Here is an 18,437-nt window from a genome sequence, read left to right on the forward strand (position 1 = left end):
GGTTGTCTTCGATCCGGTCGCGCCACTCGGCTCCCCGGTGCTGGAACTGCACGCGGGTGGCGAGGACGTACCGGCCGTGCTTGCTGTTGGCCAAGTGGGCGAGCGGGGCGGGCAGCTTGATGCTGACCTCGCCGTCCGGCGTGACGCGGATGGTCTCGTTGCCGAAGCGTTTGCCGGACTCGCCGTCGGCGGCGAGGAACCACCGTTCGGCTTCCCACCGCTCACGCCACTGCTCGGCGGTGAGCTGGGCGGCTTGGAGGTTGTGACGGTTGTTGAGGAGGCGCCGGCCGCCGCGCGCGACGTGCACGACACCGGCCTCACGCTCAGCGCGGGCCACGTCCAGGCGGTGTTCCAGGGTCGTTAGACGGCGGGACTTGTGGAACCACTCGCCCCGACTGCGGTATCCGCCGGGTGCCCGCTTGGTGCCCTTCTCCCCGATCGGCTGGGAGAGGCGGTGCATCAGCGTCCGCACACCGGCCTCAAGCCCTTGGATGTGGGCGAGCTGGCAGCGGCGGGACAGCGCCCACTGATCGTGAGTGGCCTTCGTGATCGAACCGGCCCACCGGGACGAGGAGCCTGCCGTCAGGCCCTGTTTCCGGGCGGCCCACGTGTCGCTGGTGTGGTCCAGGCCGTCAGCGCAGCGGTTCTTGAGGTCCAGCGAGGCGAGGCGTCCGAGGTGTTCACCGACCAGCCGCAACACCTTGTCGTCCACGTCGGTGAGGTGCTTGAGGCGGTCGCGTATCGCCACCCCGGACGGCCCGAGCGCGACGAACGGCGCGTCGATGGTGCGGAGCTGCTTCTTCTTCGGCTCACTCATCGGCAGCCGCCGCTTCGAGAGCCTTCCTCGCCCGGTTCTTCGCTGACCGACGGCCGTACAGGCGGGCGCAGAACGACGTCAGCACCTCCACCATGTCTCGGACCAGGTCGTCTTCGGCTTCGCCGTCATCGAGGACGACGAGTTGGCGACCAGTCGCGGACAGGGCGGCCTCGATCAACTCCACGTTCATCCGGCCGAGGCGGTCTTTGTGTTCGACCACGACTGTGGTCACCGCCGGGTCGGCCAGCAGCCGCCTTGCCTTCGCGCGGCAGCCGTTCATGCCCGAGGCGATCTCGGATTCGATCCGCACGACCTTCTGCCCGGCCTTCGCCGCCCATGCCGACAGGCGAGCGGTCTGCCGCTCCAGGTCCGGCTTCTGATCGTGCGAGGAAACACGGGCATACAGACCTACACCACCGGTCACGGAGGGTGAGGTGTTCGCGTCGATGTTCACCAGGATCGTGCGCGGTCCCACGCGTTCCGCAGGTACCGGCAATGTGCCCTCACGGAACCATCGATACGCGGTACGCGGGGCAATTCCCTGCGCACGTGCCCATTCCGTCAGGTTCATGCACAAGATCGTACAACACTCATGACATCTAAAAGACACTCATGGACACTTACCCGAGAGCAGGTTCTGACCCCCTCCCGGGCCCTCCTGGGGGCGTCCGTCCAGGGCTCGTTGCGCACGTGCCAGGGCCCGTCACCACACCCGGTTCATGGGCGCCGGCCTGGGATTACACCCCCGGTCAAGAGGCGCTCCAGTCCCCTCAAGACGCGCTCAAGGCCTGCGCCCATCCCCGTGTCCGAGGGTTGCTGCGAAGGCCCCGAAGCGACAGGGCAGGACAGAGAGGGACCGCAATGGCTCTTCCGGACGCTCCCCAGGCCGTGCTGCCTGACCTCGACGAGACCGACCCCGAGATCACGGCACCGGTGCGCACCGCGACGATGACGGATCTGACCGACGAGCTCACCGCCCGCCGGGCGGAGGCCCACTTCGGCCACGACCCGGAGGCCGACGCCCGTCATCTCTCCAAGGGCAAGCTGCTGGCCCGTCAGCGCATCGACACGCTGCTCGACCCGGGCACGTTCACCGAACTCGGCCTGTTCGCCGAGCACCGGGCGACGGGCTTCGGCATGGAGGACTCCCACCCCGAGGGCGACGGAGTGATCACGGGCTGGGGCGAGGTCGACGGCCGCACGGTCTTCGTCTTCGCCCATGACGCCCGGGTACGCGGCGGCGCGCTGGGCGCGACGTTCGCCGCGAAGATCCACCAGCTCCTTGACCTCGCCGACTCCGTCGGCGCCCCGGTCATCGGGCTCAACGACGGCGGCGGCGCCCGCATCCAGGAGGGCATCGACGCCCTGGCGGGCTTCGGCAAGCTCTTCGCCCGCAACGTCCGCGCCTCGGGCGTGGTGCCGCAGATCAGCGTCGTGCTCGGCTCCTGCGCGGGTGGCGCGGTCTACTCCCCCGCGCTCACCGACTACACGTTCATGGTCGAGGGCATGGCCAACATGTTCATCACCGGGCCCGACGTGGTGCAGGCCGTGACGGGCGAGAAGATCACGCATGAGGAGCTCGGCGGCGCCTACACCCACGGCACGCGAACCGGCGTGGCGAGCTTCGTGGCCCCGGACGAGGAGTCCTGTTTCGAGGGCGTCAGGGAACTGCTCTCCTACCTGCCGTCGAACAACTCCGAGACGGCGCCGTACACGAGGCCCCTGGACGAACCGGAGCGGCGCTGCGAGGAACTGCTGCGCCTGGTGCCGGTCGACGACCGCACGCCGTACGACATCAGGACGGTCATCGGCCACGTCGTCGACGACGGCGACTACCTGGAGGTCCAGGAGAGGTGGGCGCCGAACATCGTGTGCGCCCTGGCCCGCCTGGACGGCCACACGGTGGGCATCGTCGGCAACCAGCCCGCCGCCATGGCGGGGGTGCTCGACATCGACTCCTCGGAGAAGGCCGCACGGTTCGTGCGCACCTGCGACGCGTTCAACATCCCGCTCGTGACGTTGGTCGACGTGCCGGGGTTCATGCCCGGGACCGAGCAGGAGCACAACGCGATCATCCGGCGCGGCGCGAAGCTGCTGTACGCGTACTGCGAGGCGACGGTGCCGCGCGTGCAGGTCATCCTGCGCAAGGCGTTCGGCGGCGCGTACATCGTCATGGACTCCAAGTCGATCGGCTCCGACCTGTCGTTCGCCTGGCCGTCCAACCAGACGGCCGTGATGGGCGCCGACGGCGCGGCCAACATCATCTTCCGCCGGCAGATCAACGCAGCGGCCGAACCTGACAAGGAGAAGGTGCGCCGCGAGCTGGTCGCCGAGTACACCCAGCAGCTGATGAACCCCTTCGTCGCCGCCCGGCGCGGTCATGTGGACGACGTCATCGACCCGGCGGACACCCGGCGGGTGCTGATCAAGTCCCTGGACATGCTGCGCACCAAGCGGTCCAGGCAGCCGCTGCGCAAGCACGGGAACGAGCCGCTGTGAGCACGCCACCGGCCACCCCGCTGTCGGTGCTGCGGGGCAATCCGACGCCGGAGGAACTGGCCGCGGTGCTGGTCGTGCTCACCGCGATGCGCCGTGCCCCCGACCCGCAGGAGACGCCGCAGGCCGCCGGTCGCGGCTGGGGCAGGCCGGCCGCCTGGAACCGCCCCGAGCCGGCCACCGCACCCGACGCGGTCGGCTGGCAGCGCACCCCCGCACCGACTCACGGAAGGAGTACCTGATGACCGGTCGGACCGGCTTCGACGGTCACGGCACGCAGACCGGCTGCCTGGCCATGTTCCCCGGACAGGGCTCGCAACGGCCCGGCATGGCCGCGCACCTGCTCGACGCCTATCCCTCGGCCCGGCAGCTGTTCGCCCGTGCCGACGAGATCCTGGGCCTGCCGCTGTCGCAGATCTGTGTGACCGCAGGCGCCGCGGAACTCGCCCGCACCGAGATCACCCAGCCCGCGATCGCCACGACCAGCCTCGCCGTGTGGGAACTGCTGCGGACGGCCGGCTACCGGCCCGGGGCGACCGCGGGCCACAGCCTCGGCGAGTACCCGGCCCTGGTGGCCGCGGGGGTGCTGTCCCTGGAATCGGCCCTGGAACTGGTGCAGTTGCGTGGCCGGCTGATGGGCGAGGCGGCCGCTGAAGTGCCCGGCGCGATGGCGGCCGTCCTCGGCCTGCCTGCGGACAAGGTGCTGGCCGCCTGCGCCGACGCCGACGGCTTCGGCCTGGTGCAGGTCGCGAACTACAACGAGCCGCTGCAGACCGTCATCTCGGGGCACGCCCGCGCCGTCGAGGAGGCCGGCCGGGTCGCGCTGGACGCCGGCGCCGAGCGGGTCGTGCCGCTGAAGGTGAGCGCCCCCTTCCACTGCTCGCTGATGCGGGCGGTGGAGGAGGAGTTCACCGAGGCGCTCGCCGCCCAGCCGTTCGCCGATCCGGTCCTGCCGGTGATCAGCTCGGTCTCCGGCACCTACGTCCGCTCGGGCGAAGAGGCCAGGGAACTGCTGCGGCGCCAGCTCACCGGCCCCGTCCGCTGGGTCGACGTGCTGCGCACGGCCGCACGGCACCCGGTGAGCGCGTACACCGAGATCGGCCCCGGCCGGGTGCTCAGCGGGCTCGCCCGGCAGACGCTCGAGGAGGTCCGCACCCGCTCCAGCGGGGACCCGCGCCGCCTGACAGCGCTCTTCTCCTCCCTGACCTCGGACACCTGGCAGGAGCCGTTGGCGTCTTGACGCCTCGACAGCCGCCGGCCCGCCTTTCCATCCCTGCCCGCCTATCAGCAACAACTGTTCACGAAGGGTAAGAACACATGTCGTACGAGGGGAAAGACTTCTCCACCATCGTCCAGGACGCCGTCGCCGACGCGCTGGGCATCGACATCGAGGAGGTCGTACCCGAGGCCACCCTGCTGGGTGACCTGGACGCCGAGTCCATCGACCTGCTCGACGTCCTGTTCCGCATCGAGCGGGCCTCGGACGTGAAGATCAAGGTCGCGGACATCGCCGAACTGCTCCAGGGCGGCATACCCGACGAGGAGTTCGCCGACGAGGACGACATCATCAACGAGGTCGGCCTGGCGCAGCTGAAGAAGTCCCTGCCGCAGATCGACGTGCAGGAACTGGCCGGCAAGCTCACGGCGGACGAGGTACTGACCCTGTTCACCGTGCAGAACCTGACGGACCTGGTGGCCGAGCGTGCCTCGCTCGCCGCAGCCGCTGCGTGAGCCGGGCGCGGGGCGGTCACCCGGCCGCCCCGACCCGCCACCCCTGCAGGTGCGGACCGGTATGGACCTGACCGAGGTGGGCCGGGTCGAGGAGCTGATGGCCTCGCAACCCGGTCTGCGGGAGCAGGTGTTCACCCCCCGCGAGCTGGCCTACTGCGACCGCCGTAAACGGGCCGGGGAACACCTCGCGGGCCGCTGGGCCGTCAAGGAGGCCGTCATCAAGTGCCTCGGGACCGGGATGACCCCGCGCATGGAGTGGAGGGACATCGAGGTCGTCAACGACCGCAGCGGACGCCCCCGGGTACGGCTGCACGGCGAGGTGGAGTCCGTCGCCCAGGCCCTCGGCATGCACCACATCGACATCTCCCTGAGCCACAGCGGAGGTTTCGCCGTGGCCCACGCCGTCCTGGTGTGCCTGCCCGACCCGCCCGACCCGGCCCCCGGCTCCCAGCCGCCCCCCCGCACGACGCCGGACACGGCACCCCACAGCACGCACACGGCAGAAGGAGACGATCGGCATGAGGCTTGACGGCCGGACCCCGCAGCTCGGCCTGGGGCGGTTCACCACCGAGGGAGGCCGATGATGCGGTCCCACCTGATCGACCGCTCCGGCAGCCGGCCGGGGGCGGAGGGGCTCCCGATGAACCGCAGAGTGGTCGTCACCGGCATGGGCGCCGTCACGCCACTTGGCAACGACGCCGAGAGCACCTGGCGGGGCCTGGCCAAAGGACGCAGCGGTGTCGGGCAGTTGACCTCGATCGACACCACCGGCCACGACGTGACCATCGCCGGCGAGGTCAAGGACTTCGACCTCGCCGACGCCGTGCCCGCCTGGGTCGGTCTGCGCCATCTGCTGCGGCCGGGCACCTTCGGCGTGGGCGCGGCCTGGGAGGCGCTGCGCAACGCGGGCGTCGGCAAGGACACCTACGACGGCGCGGAGACGGGCGTGGCCATGGGCGGCAGCGTGGACCGCCCGAACCTCCAGTGGCTGGTGGACGTCGGGGCGCTGCGCGAGGAGAGCGGCCGCAGCGACGCGTTCTTCCCGTACGCGCCCTCGGACTCGCTGTCCTACAGCCAGAGCATCCCCACCGCCGCGATGGCCAGGATGCTGGACGCGACCGGCCCGATGCTGGGCGTGTCCACCGCCTGCTCGGGCTCCGCGCACGCCATCGGAGAGGCCTTCCGCACCCTTCAGGAGGGTGACGCAACACTCATGCTCGCGGGCGGCTACGACTCGTTGACGTCCTGGCTCGACCTGGTGGGCTTCAGCCTGCTGGGGGCGCTGACCAAGGAGTACAACGACGACCCCACCCGGGCCAGCCGCCCCTTCGACGCGAAGCGGTCCGGGTTCGTCCTCGGGGAGGGCGGCGTCGCCTTCGTCCTGGAGGACCTGGAGGCGGCCCGCGCCCGCGGGGCGCACATCTTCGCCGAGATCCTGGGCTACGGCACCAGCCTCAACGCCTGGCGGGTCACCGACTCGCCGCCGGACGGCAGCGGGGCCATCGAGTCCATGCAGGCAGCGATCGCGGACGCCGGTCTCCAGCCGGCCGACATCGACTACGTCGCGGCACACGGCACCAGCACCCATGGAAACGACCTGTCGGAGACCACGGCGATCAAGAAGGTGTTCGGCGACCACGCCTACCGGCTGCTGGTCAGCTCGCCCAAGTCGATGGCCGGTCACCTCACCTCGGCGGGCGCCGCGTTGAGCGTGTTCGCCGCGATCGGGGCGATCAACCACGGTCTTGTGCCGCCGACCATCAACCAGGAGGTCCCCGACCGCAAGCTCGGCCTCGACTACGTACCCAACACGGCGCGCAAGCAGGAGGTGCGGCACGCCCTCATCAACGCCTTCGCCTTCGGCGGCACCAACGTCGGGCTGGTCGTGGGGCGTTACCAGGACGAAGCCGCCGAGAAGGCAGAGCGATGACGACCCCACGAGCAGACGGAGGAGCACCGATGAGCGGCACCGGACGCCAGGTCGTCGTCAGCGGCATCGGCCTGCTGACCGCCCTGGGGGAAGGCCCCGAGGCCAACTGGAAGGCGATGGTGGCGGGCGAGTGCGGGATCGGCCCGATCCGGGCCTACGACCCGTCGCCGCTGCAGACCCGGCTGGGCGGCGAGATCCCCGACTTCGACGCCACCCGGTTCGCCAGCAGGCGCCAGCTGCGCACCGTCAACCGCGGCGACCGCCTCGCGCTGGCCGCCGCCCGGCTCGCCCTCGACGACGCGGGCCTGCCGCACAACCAGGCCCAGGGCGAGGAGCTCGGCCACCGGGCCGGCCTCTACCTCGGGGGCAACAAGTCGATCGGCCGCATGGACCAGCTGATCGAGGAACTGAAGGTCATCCGCCGCCCGGACGGCCGGGCCGACCTGGCGCGCCTCGGCCGGCACGCGGACGTCATCATGCCGCCGCTGTTCTTCGTCGAAGGGCTGCAGCCCGGCGCGGTGTTCAACATCTCGCAGACGTACGGCATCCGGGGCGCCAGCGCGTTCTTCGCGGGCGGCGCCGACGCGGGGGCCACCGCGATCGGCCGGGGCATGCGCGCGGTGCGCCGCGGGGACGCGGACGTGGTGATCGCGGGCGGCTACGAGGACGCCACCGACTGGTGGGCGATGACGCTGCTCGACCGGCTCGGCGTGCTGACCACGCGCAACGACCGCGGTCAGGCGGCCTACCGGCCCTTCGACCGGGAGCGCAGCGGAGCGGTCCCCGGCGAGGGTGCCGCGCTGCTGGTACTGGAGGAGAAGCAGGCGGCGCTGCGCCGCGGCGCCCGCATCTACGCCGAGCTGACCGGCTACGGCGCCGGCCACGACTGCGGTACGCCGCCGGCGCCGGACGCCCGGGGCCGGGGCCTGTCCCGGGCGGTGCGGCACGCGCTGCGGGACGCCCGGCTGTCCGCCGACGACCTCGGCTACATCGCCGCCGACGGCTCGGGCACCCGGCTCGGTGACGCCTCGGAGAGCGCAGGACTGCGCACCGCGCTGGGCACGGCCGCCGCGTCCGTGCCGGTGAGCACCGTGAAGCCGCAGACGGGTCACCTCGTCGGCGGCGGCGGTGCGCTGAACGCCGCCGTGTGCGCGCTGGCCCTGCACAACGGGGCGCTGCCCGCGACGCTCAACCTCGACGACCCCGACCCGGCGTGCGCACTGGACCATGTCCGCGGCAGCGCCCGGGAGGCCAGGCCCGCACACGCGATGGCGCTGGCCCGGGGCATCGAGGGCCAGGCCGTGGCCCTCAGCCTGTCCAGGCCCGCGTGAGCGGCCGGACCGGCCTGTCCAGAAAGGGAAGCAGACGCATGAGTGACGTTGCGGACCAGTCCGTCCGCGTCGTGATCGCCGCCGTGGGCGCGATCACCTCGCAGGGCGGTTCTGCCGAGGCCCTGTGGGAGGGGGTACGCGCGGGGCGGGTCGCGATCTCGCCCGTGCGCGGTCTGCCCATGGACGGCTACCAGACCACCGTGGGCGGCGAGATCACCGAACGCCCCTCCCCCGCCTACGACTACGCCCCGGGCTCCGCCGTCCGCGACTCCTGCGTGGACTTCGCGCTGACCGCCGCCGAGGAGGCCATGGCCGCCTCGGGCCTGAAGGTCGGCGCGGACATCCCGGCCGAACGCTGGGGCGTCGCGTACGGCACCTGCCACGGCGGCTGGCGCAGCGCCGAACTCGCCCTGCGCGAGGTGCAGGAGGGCCGCACTCCCGACTGGCACCGGTACACGTTCGTACCGCCGCAGGCCGCCGCGGAGGCGCTGTCGGCCGCCTTCGGCCTCAAGGGTCCGGTGCTCAGCGCCAACACGGCCTGCGCCTCCAGCGCGCACGCGCTCGCCCACGCCCTGGACGTGATCAGGGCGGGCCGCGCGGACGCGATGCTCGTGGGCGGCAGCGACGCCTTCACCGAGTCGGCGTTCGCCGGGTTCAGCAGCCTGGAGTCGCTCTCCGTGCAGCCTGCGGCCCCTTACTCCAAGGGCCGGTCGGGCCTGTCGCTGGGCGAGGGCAGCGGCATGCTCGTGCTGCTGTCGCAGGCGGCGGCCGAGCGGACCGGCGCCCCGGTCGTCGCCGAGGTGCTGGGCTACGGCCTGTCCGCGGACGGCCACCACCCGACGGCGCCGCACCCCGAGGGGGAGGGCGCGGCGCGGGCGATGCGCGCGGCCCTGTCCTCCTCGGGCCTGACCCCCGACGACGTCCGGTACGTCAACGGGCACGGCACCGGCACGCAGAAGAACGACGCGGCGGAGAGCAACGCGGTGCGTGCCGCGTTCGGCGACGCCGCCGAGAAGACCTCACTGTCCAGCACCAAGTCGCTGATCGGCCATCTGCTCGGCGGGGCCGGGGCGGTGGAGGGCATCGTGACGGTGCTGGCGCTGCGCGACCAGGTGGCGCCGCCCACCGCCTCCTTCGCCGGGGAGGATCCGCAGTGCGGTCTCGACCCGGTGGCGGGGACGGGCCGCCCGATGGCGCTGGACACCGCGCTGTCCAACAACTTCGGGTTCGCCGGGGCCAACGCCACGGTCGCCTTCGCCCGCCCCGGCGGCCTCGGTGTGCCGGCTGCGGACTGCGGTCCTGACGACGTCGTGGTCACCGGGTTCGGTGTGATCACCTCGGCGGGCGAGGGCGCCGAGGCGCTCTGGAACGCGTACGCGGCCGGGCGGCGGCAGGGTGTTGTCGAGGACGGACTGCGCCTGGCCCGGGTCGAGTTCGACCCCTCGGCCGCGGGCACCGCCCGGGAGCGCCGGCGCATGGACCGGGTCTCCCAGCTCGCCGTCGCCGCCTGCCGGGCCGCCCTGGGGCACGCGGACGCGCACGGCGACGCGGCTGCCACGGCTGCGACCGGCGTGGTGCTCGGCACCGGGATCGGTCCGATGGAGAGCAGCGAGCGGTTCACCGCCCCGGTGCTGTCCGCGGGCGCGCAGGCCGCGAACCCGGCCGTGTTCCCGGCCACCGTGTACAACGGTGCGGCCGGTCAGGTCGCCATGGCCCTCGGTACCAAGGGACCGACGTCGACGCTGACTTCGGGCCACGCGGCGGGCGCCGCCGCCCTGGGCGCCGCGTACGACATGCTGCGCACCGGTCGCGCCGAGCGCCTGCTGGTGCCCGCGGTGGAGGCCTTCTCGCCGGGCGCGCTGGACGCGTACCGCAGCATCCCGCTGTTCGGTACGGCGGCCGGGCGCCGGTACACGCTCGCCGAGGCCGGCATCACGCTGGTGTTGGAGCGCCGGGAGAGCGCCGAGCGGCGCGGTGCCCCGATCCACGCCGTGGTCCTGGGCCACGCGACCGTCTCGGACGCCTGCGGCATCGGCCGCTGGGACCCGTCGGGCGAGGGCGTGGAGCGGGCGATGCGCGCGGCGCTGGACGGCGCCGGGCTGCGCCCCGAGGACGTCGGGGCCGTCTGGGCGAACGCGGCGGGTCTCGCCGCCGCCGACCGTCCCGAACGGGCCGCCGTGGAGCGGGTGTTCGACCTGGACCGGGTGCGGTTGGAGACCCCGAAGCGGGTGCTCGGCGAGCCGGCCGGCGCGGGTGCGCACCTGTCTGCGGTCCTCGCCGTCGGCGCCTGGCGCGACGGCCGCACCCACCGCCCCGTCGTGGTCAACAGCTCGTCCCTCGGCGGCACCCACACCTCGCTCGTCCTTTCCCCCGGCCCCCTGCACGGAACGGAGCCCGGCCGATGACCACCGCGTACGACGTGAAGATCCTCTCCACCGGCGGCTATGTGCCCGGTGATCCGCTGGACAACGCCGCGCTGGAGAAGTACGTCGGGCCGCTGCCGGACGACGTCCTCGACGGCATCCAGGTCAAGACCCGGTACTGGATGATCGACCCGGCCACGGGCGAGCACGTGATCAACAACAGCCGGATGGCCGAGCGTGCCTCCCGGCAGGCCCTGGAACGGGCCGGTGTGGAGCCCGGCGAGGTCGACCTGATCGTGGTGTGCACGGCGACGCCGGAGTACACGCTGCCCAATGTCGCCACCACCCTGCAGCACTACCTGGGCCTGGAGAGCATCGCCGCGATCGAGATCCGCGGGGCCTGCGCGGGCTGGGTGCAGGCACTCGACCTGGCCAGGCGGCAGCTGTCCGACGGGACGGCCCGCACCGCTCTCGTGGTGGGCAGCGAGTGCGTCTCGCCGCTGATGGCGCCGCTGTTCCTGGACAAGGACCCGGCGCGCGTGCGGATGCGGGACCGGCTGACGCTGTACACGTTCGGCGACGGCGCGGGGGCCGTGGTGCTGCGGGCCGAGGCCACGGATGACCCGGCCGGCCCGCAGGCGGACGCGTCCACCTTCGTCAACGCCTGCGTGGGCGGCCTGCGCAAGCCGGGGATGGAGATCATCGGCGGCGGTACGGACGTGTCGCAGGCGGAGCAGCTGCGCCGCCGCCAGCTGATCCAGATGAAGATCGACGTGCCGGGCACCTCGTCCTTCGGGCCGCAGGTGTTCGTCCGCGCGATCCAGGAGCTGACACGCAAGGAGGGCCGCCCGCTCTCGGAGTTCGACGCGATCGTGCTGCCGGAGGGCAACGCCGACTACTTCGCCGGCGAGTACGAGTCCGCCGGTCTGTCCGCCGAGGAGAACCAGGCGCTCACCGGGCGGATCGTGGAGAACCTGGCCGATGTGGGGGCCACCGGTTCCGCCGCGGTGCCGCTGTCGCTGGACGCGGGCTGGACCTCGGGACGCATCCGCCCCGGCCACCGCATCGTGCTGCTCGGCATCGAGGCCAGCCGGTACGTCTACACCGGCCTCTCGGTGACCTGGCAGGCACCGGTCCCGGCCTGAACGGTCCTCAGCAAGGCACTGCGGCCCACCACGGCCCTCGCCCCAGTCCATCAGACGTAATGCGTGATTCCAAGGAGAGACATCGCATGGCAATCGGACACCGCACGCTGGGAAGGCCCGGCCTTGACGTCTCCGCCCAGGGGCTCGGCTGCATGGGCATGACGATCGGCTACGGCGCAACGGACGCGACGGAAGCACTCGCCACCATCCACCGGGCGCTGGAGCTCGGCGTCACCCTGCTCGACACCGCCGACATGTACGGCCCCCACGCCAACGAGGAGCTGATCGGCCGCGCCGTCGCCGGGCGCCGCGACGAGGTCGTGCTCTCCTCCAAGGTGGGCAGCGAGATCGGCGCCGACGGCCAGCTGACGTGGCGGGTCAACGGCCGCCCCGACTACATCCGCCGGGCGATCGAGGGCACCCTGCGCCGCCTGGGCACCGACCACCTCGACCTCTACTACCTGCACCGGGTCGACCCCGATGTCCCCGTGGAGGAGTCCTTCGGCGCGCTCGCCGAGCTCGTCGAGGCCGGACTCGTCCGGCACCTGGGGATCTCCGAGGCGGGACCCCAGAGCATCCGGCGCGCCCACGCGGTGCATCCGCTGACCGCCGTACAGACCGAGTACTCGCTGTTCACCCGCGACGTCGAGGTGAACGGCGTGCTGGAGACCACGCGCGAGTTGGGCATCGGCTTCGTGGCCTACAGCCCGCTGGGCCGCGGCTTCTTGACCGGCACCATCCGCGGCACCTCCGACATCGCCGACGGCGGCTTCGACTTCCGGCGCATCGCGCCCCGCTTCGAGGACGAGAACATCCGCCGGAACCTGCCCGTGGTCGACCAGCTCAGCGACCTCGCCGCCGCGGCCGACACCACCCTCACCCGCCTGGCGCTCGCCTGGGTGCTCTCCCGCGGCCAGGACGTGGTCGCCATCCCCGGCACCAAGCGCCGCACCTATCTGGAGGAGAACGTCTCCGCGAGCGACGTGCGGCTCACCGACGACGTCCTGGCGGCGATCGACTCCATCGCCCCGTACGGCATCACGGCCGGCGATCGCTACCCGGCCAAGGAGATGCCCCAGCTGAGCCGCTGACGCCCCGTTCGCACGCAAGCCATCCGCCCCCACTCCCGGGAGAAAGACATGTCCGCACAAGCACCCCGGCCCATCCGCCGGGTCCTCATCGCCGGCGGCGGGCTCGGCGGTCTCGCCACCGCGCTGGCCCTGCAGCAGCAGGGCATCGAGTCCGTCGTCTTCGAGCGCGCGCCCGAACTGCGCGACGGCGGCGCGGGACTGCACATCTTCACCAACGGCATGCTCGCCCTGGCCCACCTCGGGCTCGCCGAGCAGGTCACCGAGATCGCCCCCGTCCAGTCCGTGTGCCGCTTCGCGACCTCGACCGGCCGAGCCATCGGCACCTACCCGGTGGGCGAGTTCATCGAGCGCTACGGGCAGCCCACGGTCGCCATCGGCCGCTCCGACCTGCACGGCATCCTGCGCGACGCCGTGGACGCGCCCATCGTCACCGGCGCCGAGGTCACCGGGTACACCGAGCACGCCGACGGGGTCAGCCTGCACTTCGCCGACGGCACCTCCGAGGACGGGGACCTGCTGATCGGCGCCGACGGCGTCCACTCCGCCGTACGCGCCGGACTGCTCGGCCCCCAGCCGCCCGACTACACCGGCTACATCGCCTGGCGCGGTCACGCGAAGATGACCCCCGAGGAGTTCGAACCCGGCAGCTTCCAGGCCCTGTTCGGCCCCGGGACCCGCTTCACGTACTACGACATCGCTCCCGGCGTCGTGCACTGGATGAGCGTCGCCAACGGCCCCGCGGGCGGCCGCGACGAGGGCACACCCGAGCAGACCCTGGACATGCTGCGTGCCCGGCACGCCGGCTGGGTCGACCCGGTGCAGCAGATCCTCGACGCCACCGTGCCGGAGAGCATCCTCCGCGGCGACGTGGTGGACCGCAAACCCGACCCGGTCTGGGGACGGGGCCGGGTCACCCTGCTCGGCGACGCCGCGCACGCCGTCAGCTTCAACATCGGGCAGGGCGCCTGTCTGGCCGTCGAGGACGCCCTCGTGCTGGCCGAACACCTCGCCGCGCCCGGTGCCACCGTCACCGAGGCGCTGCGCGGCTACGAGGCCGAGCGGCAGCAGCGCACCCGGCCGATGCAGCTGCTCGCCCACCGCATCGGTGTGATGGGCGCGTTGCAGAACCCGGCCGCCATCTGGCTCCGCGACCGGGTGCTGAAACTCGGCTGGGCCCGCACCTTGCGCACCACGGAACACGAACACGTCGCCTATGCCACGCGGTGGGCCTCGGACGCCGCCGCCGCGGCGTGAGCGCTGGCAGACGCCCAGGATGAGGAGAGGACTGCTGCTGTGACCACTGCGACCACCACGAACCCCGCGCTGACGGCGTGGGAGAGCACACAGGAACGCAACAAGGCGAGCATCCGGCGCGTCTTCGCCGAGTTCGTCAACCAGGGCGACTTCTCGGTCGTGGACGAGCTCTACCGGCCGGACGTCGTCGACCACGAGGGCCTGCCCGGGGCGCCCCAGGGCAGGGAGGGCGTGAAGTACACCATCGGCGGACTGCGTGAGGCCTTCCCCGACTTCCACGTCACCATCGAGGACATCAGCGCACACGGCGACATGGTCGTCATCCACAACACCTGGCGCGGCACCCACCTCGGCGAGCTGCTGGGCGTCGCGCCCACCGGCCGCTCGTTCGTCTCCGTCGGCATCGTCATCTGGCGGTTCGACGAGGAGGGCAAGATCGCCGAGCGCTGGGCGCACGGGGTGGCGTCCAACCTGTTCTCCGCACTCGGCATGCGGATGCTGGCGCCCCGCAAGGGCGGACGGCGCAGCGCGCAGGGCGCCCAGTCCGTGTTGCGCACCGTGCCGCTGCGCAACGGCAAGCCCATGGCCTGGCACCGGCTCGTCCAGGAGCTGCAAGGGCCGCGCCTGCGCGAGTACGAGGCCTCCCGGCGGCGGCTCGGCATCACCCACGAGGTGCTGCGCATCGACCCGCGGCCGGACCGGGACCACGTGATCGTGGAGTTCGAGACCGCGGACCCGGAGCGGACCAGGAAGCGCTGGGCGGAGTCGAAGGACCCCTTCGACCTGTGGCTGCGCGAGCAGATCCTCGACATCCACGGCGAGGACCCCTGGGCCGGACCCGCCAGTTCCTGCGAGTCGATCGGCCTCACCTGGACGGCGCCGCAGCGGCTCGTCCCGGACCGCCCTGACGGGCCCCGCTGAGCGGGGCACGGTCTGCCCACCGCTGTTCGAGCCGTTTTCCAGAGCCGGTCGGCAGACTGGGGTCCTTGCCCGGCCGCCCGGAGAGAGGCGTCCTGCCCGCCGCACCGGCGTCGGCCGCAGGCCGGGCAGGCCCGCCCGCAGGGCATCCGGACCGACGGGTCCGCGCCGCACATCCCCCGACGGCGCGGGCCCGTCACACCTGCTCTCCCCCGCCCCACGTCAGCGCACAAGCGCCTCGATGTCCGGGACGAGGTCCGCGGGCTGCGGCATGCGGGCGATGGTCAGGCCCAGGCGGGCCGCCTCGGGCAGCACACGGCCTCCATTGACCAGCTCGGCGATGTGGAAGCGCAGCCGCAGCATGCTGGGGTCGCCCGCCAGCTCGTCGTCGGAGAGACAGCGGCCGATGCCGGCCTCCTCCAGGCGCGCTGCGGCCCGCCGCTCGTTCTCCCCCGCGGGCAGCACCAGCTGGGAGATGCCGAACCGGGCCGCCGCGTACACGACCCCCTCGTCGCCGCCGTGCACGACGGCGACGCAGCCGGGCAGCAGCAGGCTCCAGGGATGGTCGTCGCCGGTCAGTTCGAGGAGTTGCAGGCCGAGGCTCTCGACGCCCTCGGCGGCCCGCCGGAAGAGCCGCGCGCGGCGCCGGTCCTGCGGCCGGGACCCGGCCGCAGGACCGGTGACGCAGACGCGCGGGATCAGCGCAGGACCCGTGAGCCGTGGCGCCGGCTTTACCGGCAGTTCGTAGGCGTCGCAGCGCACCTGCCAGGCGCCGGGCTCCGGCCACTGCCGCAGCGGCGGCGGGCAGGGGTCGATCCAGACGGTCGGCCGCGGCGACAACGGCGGGTGGGCGTACGGAAGGTAGCCGATGGTGGGCACCCCGGACATGGCCGCCGTGGCGGTCGAGTCGGGGCACAGCGGATCGTGGACCACCAGGTCGGGGCGCCAGGCCCGGCCGAACTGCTGCGGCCCGGCCAGGACCGGTACGAGTCCGGCCCGGGCCACACGGTGGCGGGCCCGGGCCGGACAGCAGAAGCGGACCTCGTTGCCGGCCGCCTGGACTGCCCTGGCGAGCAGGACGAGTCGCAGCACGGCCGGCATGCCGAGGCCTGCTGAGAACAGTACGCGCACGGTTCCTCCTTACGGAGTCACCCGGTGAAGCGGTCGAGCAGCCGCCCGGTCCCGGGGTCGATGTCCAGCGCCGGATCGCTGCCGAGCACGGCCCGTTGCAGACGCTGCAGACGCTGTGAGGGTTCGATGCCCAGTTCCTCCACAAGGTGGCCGCGCAGGTTCTGGTAGACCTGCAGAGCGGCGGAGGGGCGCCCCGCCCGGTAGAAGGCCACCATGGACTGGGCGTGCAGACCCTCGTGGAAGGGGTGCCGGGCGGTCAGCGCGGTGAGTTCGGTGAGCAGTTCGGCGTGGCGGCCGAGCCGTAGTTCGACGTCGTTGCGCCGCTCCATCACCCCGAGGCGGCTCTCCTCCAACCGCATCGCCTCGATTTCGAGCAACGGCCCGGTGCGCACGTCGACCAGGGCGGGGCCCCGCCAGAGGCCGAGGGCCTCCCGGAAGAGCTCCGCGGCCTTGTGGTTGTCGCCGCGGTCGTAGGCGCGCTGACCGAGGGAGGACAGCCGGTCGTACTCGTGTACGTCGATGCTGCCGGGCTCCGCGTGCAGGAGGTATCCCCCCTGCCTGGTCAGCAGCACTTCCTTGGAGCCACCGGGTTCGCCCTGCAGCGCTTTCTCCATGCAGCGCCGGAGCTGGAGGATGTACGTCTGCAGCGTGGTGAGCGCGCTGCGCGGCGGGGCGTCGCCCCAGATCTCCTCCATCAGTGCGGACACCGGCAGGACCTGGTTGGCGTAGATGGCGAGCAGTGTCAGGATCTGCCGCGGCTTCGCCGCTGTGGGCAGGATCGGAACGCCCCTGAGCTTGGCGTCCAAAGACCCCAGAACGAAGATTCGCATGGGTCCCCCTTGTCTCTGTCGTAGGACCTCGAACCTCCCATGCGGCCCGCTGGGCGGACAGTGCGTCACTCCTCCTCTACCGGGTGTCTTCGTCCTGCTCGGAGTGTGACCGATTCATGGTCCGTCCGCCCATGCGGGGCCTGGGGTCCGGCAGGGGGGAGCCGGACCCTCGGTGATTCAGTCGGTGGCGCGTACGGAACGGCCGTACAGCGCGAGGCAGTCCTCGTAGGCCGGCAGGAGCCCTCTGGCGAGCGCCTCCTGCGCGGTGGGCGCGGCCAGGTCGTCGTCGGTCATCACCGGCGCCTGGGTGAGCCCCCATGGCAGGGCGAGAGCCGGGTCGAGTGCGCTGACCGTGTAGGCGGCGCCCTCGGTGTACGGCCGGGAGCTGTGACAGGCGACGACCGTGTCGTCCTCGAGGGCGAGCCAGGCGTGGCCGAGACCCTCCGGGACGAACACCCCGGACGCGTTGCGGTGATCCAGCCAGACCGTGTCGTACCGGCCGTAGTCCGGGGACCCGACGCGCAGGTCCACCACGACATGGACGGCGGCGCCCCGCACACAGCCGAACAGCCTGGCGCGGCCGTCCGGGCCTGTGGTGCCGTGGATGCCGCACAGCACCCGGCGCCGCGCGACCGACAGATCGCTGTACCGGATCGCGAAGGGTCGTCCGATCGCTTCCTCGACGTAGTCCTGGCGGAACGCCTCGTAGCGGAGCACGACGTCGTCCTCGACGGCCCGGGGCGAGACCAGGAACACGTCCGGGAGGGCGAGTTCGCTGATTTCCAGGCTGCGCAAGTCCATGCCGGCGACGGTAGGCGGCGCTGCTCAAGACCGGCTGGAGCGCTGCGGGCGCCGTCCGCGTCCATCCCTTGTTCTTCGCTGGGAATCCCGGCCTTCAGGCCGGGCGGGAATGCGATCCTCGGCCGGGAGGCGCGAAGCGCCGGAGATCTCTGCGTTTGCGTGGTGCCGGTCAGGCTGGGCGCTTCTGGTTCTCGATGTAGTCCTTGACGACGCTCAGCGGTGCGCCGCCGCAGGACCCCACGAAGTAGGACGGGGACCAGAACACCGGGCCGGTCCCGGTCCGGTTGATCCGGCCGGTGTACTCCGCGCGCAGGTACCGGGAGCTGACGCCTTTGAGGCTGTTGACGAGTTTGGACAGGGCGACCTTCGGCGGGTAGTGCACGAGAAGGTGGACGTGATCGTCTTCGCCATTGAACTCCCGCAGTTCCGCGCCGAAGCTCTCGCACACGTCGCGCATGATCTCCTCGCAGCGTGTCAGCATCTCGCCGTTGAAGACTTCACGCCGGTACTTCGTGACAAACACCAAGTGCGCGTGGAGGTTGCAGACAACGTGGTTTCCACGTCTGATACCGGGGTCTGGTTCCCATCGTGGTGACATG

17 protein-coding genes and 1 pseudogene are annotated in these 18,437 nt (G+C 72.0%); 12 read left to right on the forward strand and 6 right to left on the reverse strand.

The features are described 5' to 3' along the window. Together ACFY2Z_RS36790 and ACFY2Z_RS36795 are read right to left on the reverse strand one after the other, a co-directional pair. Window positions 1-817, reverse strand: a pseudogene (locus tag ACFY2Z_RS36790) (IS200/IS605 family accessory protein TnpB-related protein); the annotation flags it as partial. Next, the gene (locus ACFY2Z_RS36795) at window positions 810-1,388 is read right to left on the reverse strand and encodes an IS607 family transposase (RefSeq protein WP_390748343.1); all 579 of its coding nucleotides are present in this window, start codon (window positions 1,386-1,388) and stop codon (window positions 810-812) included. The gene ACFY2Z_RS36795 and the pseudogene ACFY2Z_RS36790, both read right to left, overlap by 8 nt. A gap of 377 nt (window positions 1,389-1,765) precedes the next feature. On the opposite strand from ACFY2Z_RS36795, the gene ACFY2Z_RS36800 reads away from it, so the two are divergent. From ACFY2Z_RS36800 to ACFY2Z_RS36855, 12 genes are all read left to right on the forward strand, one after another. Continuing rightward, complete coding sequence (locus ACFY2Z_RS36800) at window positions 1,766-3,316, forward strand: acyl-CoA carboxylase subunit beta (protein WP_390748393.1); 1,551 nt, start codon at window positions 1,766-1,768, stop codon at window positions 3,314-3,316. Next, complete coding sequence (locus ACFY2Z_RS36805) at window positions 3,313-3,555, forward strand: acyl-CoA carboxylase subunit epsilon (protein ID WP_390748344.1); 243 nt, start codon at window positions 3,313-3,315, stop codon at window positions 3,553-3,555. The genes ACFY2Z_RS36800 and ACFY2Z_RS36805 overlap by 4 nt, the downstream gene beginning before the upstream one ends. Next, window positions 3,555-4,553, forward strand: coding sequence for an ACP S-malonyltransferase (fabD, locus tag ACFY2Z_RS36810; RefSeq protein ID WP_390748345.1), 999 nt, complete (start codon window positions 3,555-3,557; stop codon window positions 4,551-4,553). Before ACFY2Z_RS36805 ends, fabD begins: the two co-directional genes overlap by 1 nt. Before the next feature lie 77 nt (window positions 4,554-4,630). Further along, a complete protein-coding gene (locus tag ACFY2Z_RS36815) occupies window positions 4,631-5,044 on the forward strand; it encodes an acyl carrier protein (protein WP_390748346.1) in 414 nt (137 codons plus the stop codon). Window positions 5,045-5,105: 61 nt separating this feature from the next. Then, window positions 5,106-5,573 carry a holo-ACP synthase gene (gene acpS / locus ACFY2Z_RS36820; protein ID WP_390748347.1) on the forward strand — a complete coding sequence of 156 codons (468 nt, stop codon included), beginning with the start codon at window positions 5,106-5,108 and terminating at the stop codon, window positions 5,571-5,573. A 111-nt stretch (window positions 5,574-5,684) separates the two neighbouring features. Beyond that, window positions 5,685-6,974 (forward strand): beta-ketoacyl-[acyl-carrier-protein] synthase family protein, encoded by a 1,290-nt coding sequence (locus ACFY2Z_RS36825; RefSeq protein WP_390748348.1) that lies wholly within the window; start codon window positions 5,685-5,687, stop codon window positions 6,972-6,974. A 29-nt stretch (window positions 6,975-7,003) separates the two neighbouring features. Further along, window positions 7,004-8,305: a beta-ketoacyl-[acyl-carrier-protein] synthase family protein gene (locus ACFY2Z_RS36830; protein WP_390748349.1), complete on the forward strand. Its 1,302-nt coding sequence runs from the start codon at window positions 7,004-7,006 to the stop codon at window positions 8,303-8,305. 38 nt (window positions 8,306-8,343) lie between these two features. Then, window positions 8,344-10,710 (forward strand): beta-ketoacyl synthase N-terminal-like domain-containing protein, encoded by a 2,367-nt coding sequence (locus ACFY2Z_RS36835; RefSeq protein WP_390748350.1) that lies wholly within the window; start codon window positions 8,344-8,346, stop codon window positions 10,708-10,710. Beyond that, complete coding sequence (locus tag ACFY2Z_RS36840) at window positions 10,707-11,813, forward strand: 3-oxoacyl-ACP synthase III family protein (protein WP_390748351.1); 1,107 nt, start codon at window positions 10,707-10,709, stop codon at window positions 11,811-11,813. The genes ACFY2Z_RS36835 and ACFY2Z_RS36840 overlap by 4 nt, the downstream gene beginning before the upstream one ends. A gap of 86 nt (window positions 11,814-11,899) precedes the next feature. Then, window positions 11,900-12,904 (forward strand): aldo/keto reductase, encoded by a 1,005-nt coding sequence (locus ACFY2Z_RS36845; RefSeq protein WP_390748352.1) that lies wholly within the window; start codon window positions 11,900-11,902, stop codon window positions 12,902-12,904. Between the two features lie 48 nt (window positions 12,905-12,952). Further along, window positions 12,953-14,158, forward strand: coding sequence for an FAD-dependent monooxygenase (locus ACFY2Z_RS36850; RefSeq protein WP_390748353.1), 1,206 nt, complete (start codon window positions 12,953-12,955; stop codon window positions 14,156-14,158). 39 nt (window positions 14,159-14,197) lie between these two features. Beyond that, entirely contained in the window at window positions 14,198-15,079 is an 882-nt protein-coding gene (locus ACFY2Z_RS36855; protein WP_390748354.1) for an ester cyclase, read from the forward strand. 219 nt (window positions 15,080-15,298) lie between these two features. On the opposite strand, the gene ACFY2Z_RS36860 is transcribed toward ACFY2Z_RS36855, so the two are convergent. The 4 genes from ACFY2Z_RS36860 to tnpA all read right to left on the reverse strand — a co-directional run bounded on the left by ACFY2Z_RS36860 (window position 15,299) and on the right by tnpA (window position 18,436). Then, a complete protein-coding gene (locus ACFY2Z_RS36860) occupies window positions 15,299-16,207 on the reverse strand; it encodes a glycosyltransferase (RefSeq protein ID WP_390748355.1) in 909 nt (302 codons plus the stop codon). 17 nt (window positions 16,208-16,224) lie between these two features. Then, on the reverse strand, window positions 16,225-17,037 hold the full coding sequence (locus ACFY2Z_RS36865; RefSeq protein WP_390748356.1) for a BTAD domain-containing putative transcriptional regulator: 813 nt from the start codon (window positions 17,035-17,037) through the stop codon (window positions 16,225-16,227). Window positions 17,038-17,214: 177 nt separating this feature from the next. Continuing rightward, window positions 17,215-17,838: a dTDP-4-dehydrorhamnose 3,5-epimerase family protein gene (locus tag ACFY2Z_RS36870; protein WP_390748357.1), complete on the reverse strand. Its 624-nt coding sequence runs from the start codon at window positions 17,836-17,838 to the stop codon at window positions 17,215-17,217. Window positions 17,839-18,007: 169 nt separating this feature from the next. Further along, entirely contained in the window at window positions 18,008-18,436 is a 429-nt protein-coding gene (gene tnpA / locus ACFY2Z_RS36875; protein ID WP_390748358.1) for an IS200/IS605 family transposase, read from the reverse strand. Window position 18,437 lies beyond the last annotated feature (1 nt).

Source organism: Streptomyces sp. NPDC001222 (genome assembly GCF_042896945.1).
Classification (GTDB): domain Bacteria; phylum Actinomycetota; class Actinomycetes; order Streptomycetales; family Streptomycetaceae; genus Streptomyces; species Streptomyces gibsoniae.

Coding starts and splice junctions, on each gene's coding strand:
- ACFY2Z_RS36865 (WP_390748356.1), bottom strand. CDS start 17,037: ATGCGAATCTTCGTTCTGGGGTCTTTGGACGCCAAGCTCAGGGGCGTT.
- ACFY2Z_RS36850 (WP_390748353.1), top strand. CDS start 12,953: ATGTCCGCACAAGCACCCCGGCCCATCCGCCGGGTCCTCATCGCCGGC.
- ACFY2Z_RS36835 (WP_390748350.1), top strand. CDS start 8,344: ATGAGTGACGTTGCGGACCAGTCCGTCCGCGTCGTGATCGCCGCCGTG.
- ACFY2Z_RS36870 (WP_390748357.1), bottom strand. CDS start 17,838: ATGGACTTGCGCAGCCTGGAAATCAGCGAACTCGCCCTCCCGGACGTG.
- ACFY2Z_RS36845 (WP_390748352.1), top strand. CDS start 11,900: ATGGCAATCGGACACCGCACGCTGGGAAGGCCCGGCCTTGACGTCTCC.
- ACFY2Z_RS36815 (WP_390748346.1), top strand. CDS start 4,631: ATGTCGTACGAGGGGAAAGACTTCTCCACCATCGTCCAGGACGCCGTC.
- fabD (WP_390748345.1), top strand. CDS start 3,555: ATGACCGGTCGGACCGGCTTCGACGGTCACGGCACGCAGACCGGCTGC.
- ACFY2Z_RS36840 (WP_390748351.1), top strand. CDS start 10,707: ATGACCACCGCGTACGACGTGAAGATCCTCTCCACCGGCGGCTATGTG.
- ACFY2Z_RS36830 (WP_390748349.1), top strand. CDS start 7,004: ATGAGCGGCACCGGACGCCAGGTCGTCGTCAGCGGCATCGGCCTGCTG.
- tnpA (WP_390748358.1), bottom strand. CDS start 18,436: ATGTCACCACGATGGGAACCAGACCCCGGTATCAGACGTGGAAACCAC.
- ACFY2Z_RS36825 (WP_390748348.1), top strand. CDS start 5,685: ATGAACCGCAGAGTGGTCGTCACCGGCATGGGCGCCGTCACGCCACTT.
- acpS (WP_390748347.1), top strand. CDS start 5,106: ATGGACCTGACCGAGGTGGGCCGGGTCGAGGAGCTGATGGCCTCGCAA.
- ACFY2Z_RS36795 (WP_390748343.1), bottom strand. CDS start 1,388: ATGAACCTGACGGAATGGGCACGTGCGCAGGGAATTGCCCCGCGTACC.
- ACFY2Z_RS36800 (WP_390748393.1), top strand. CDS start 1,766: ATGACGGATCTGACCGACGAGCTCACCGCCCGCCGGGCGGAGGCCCAC.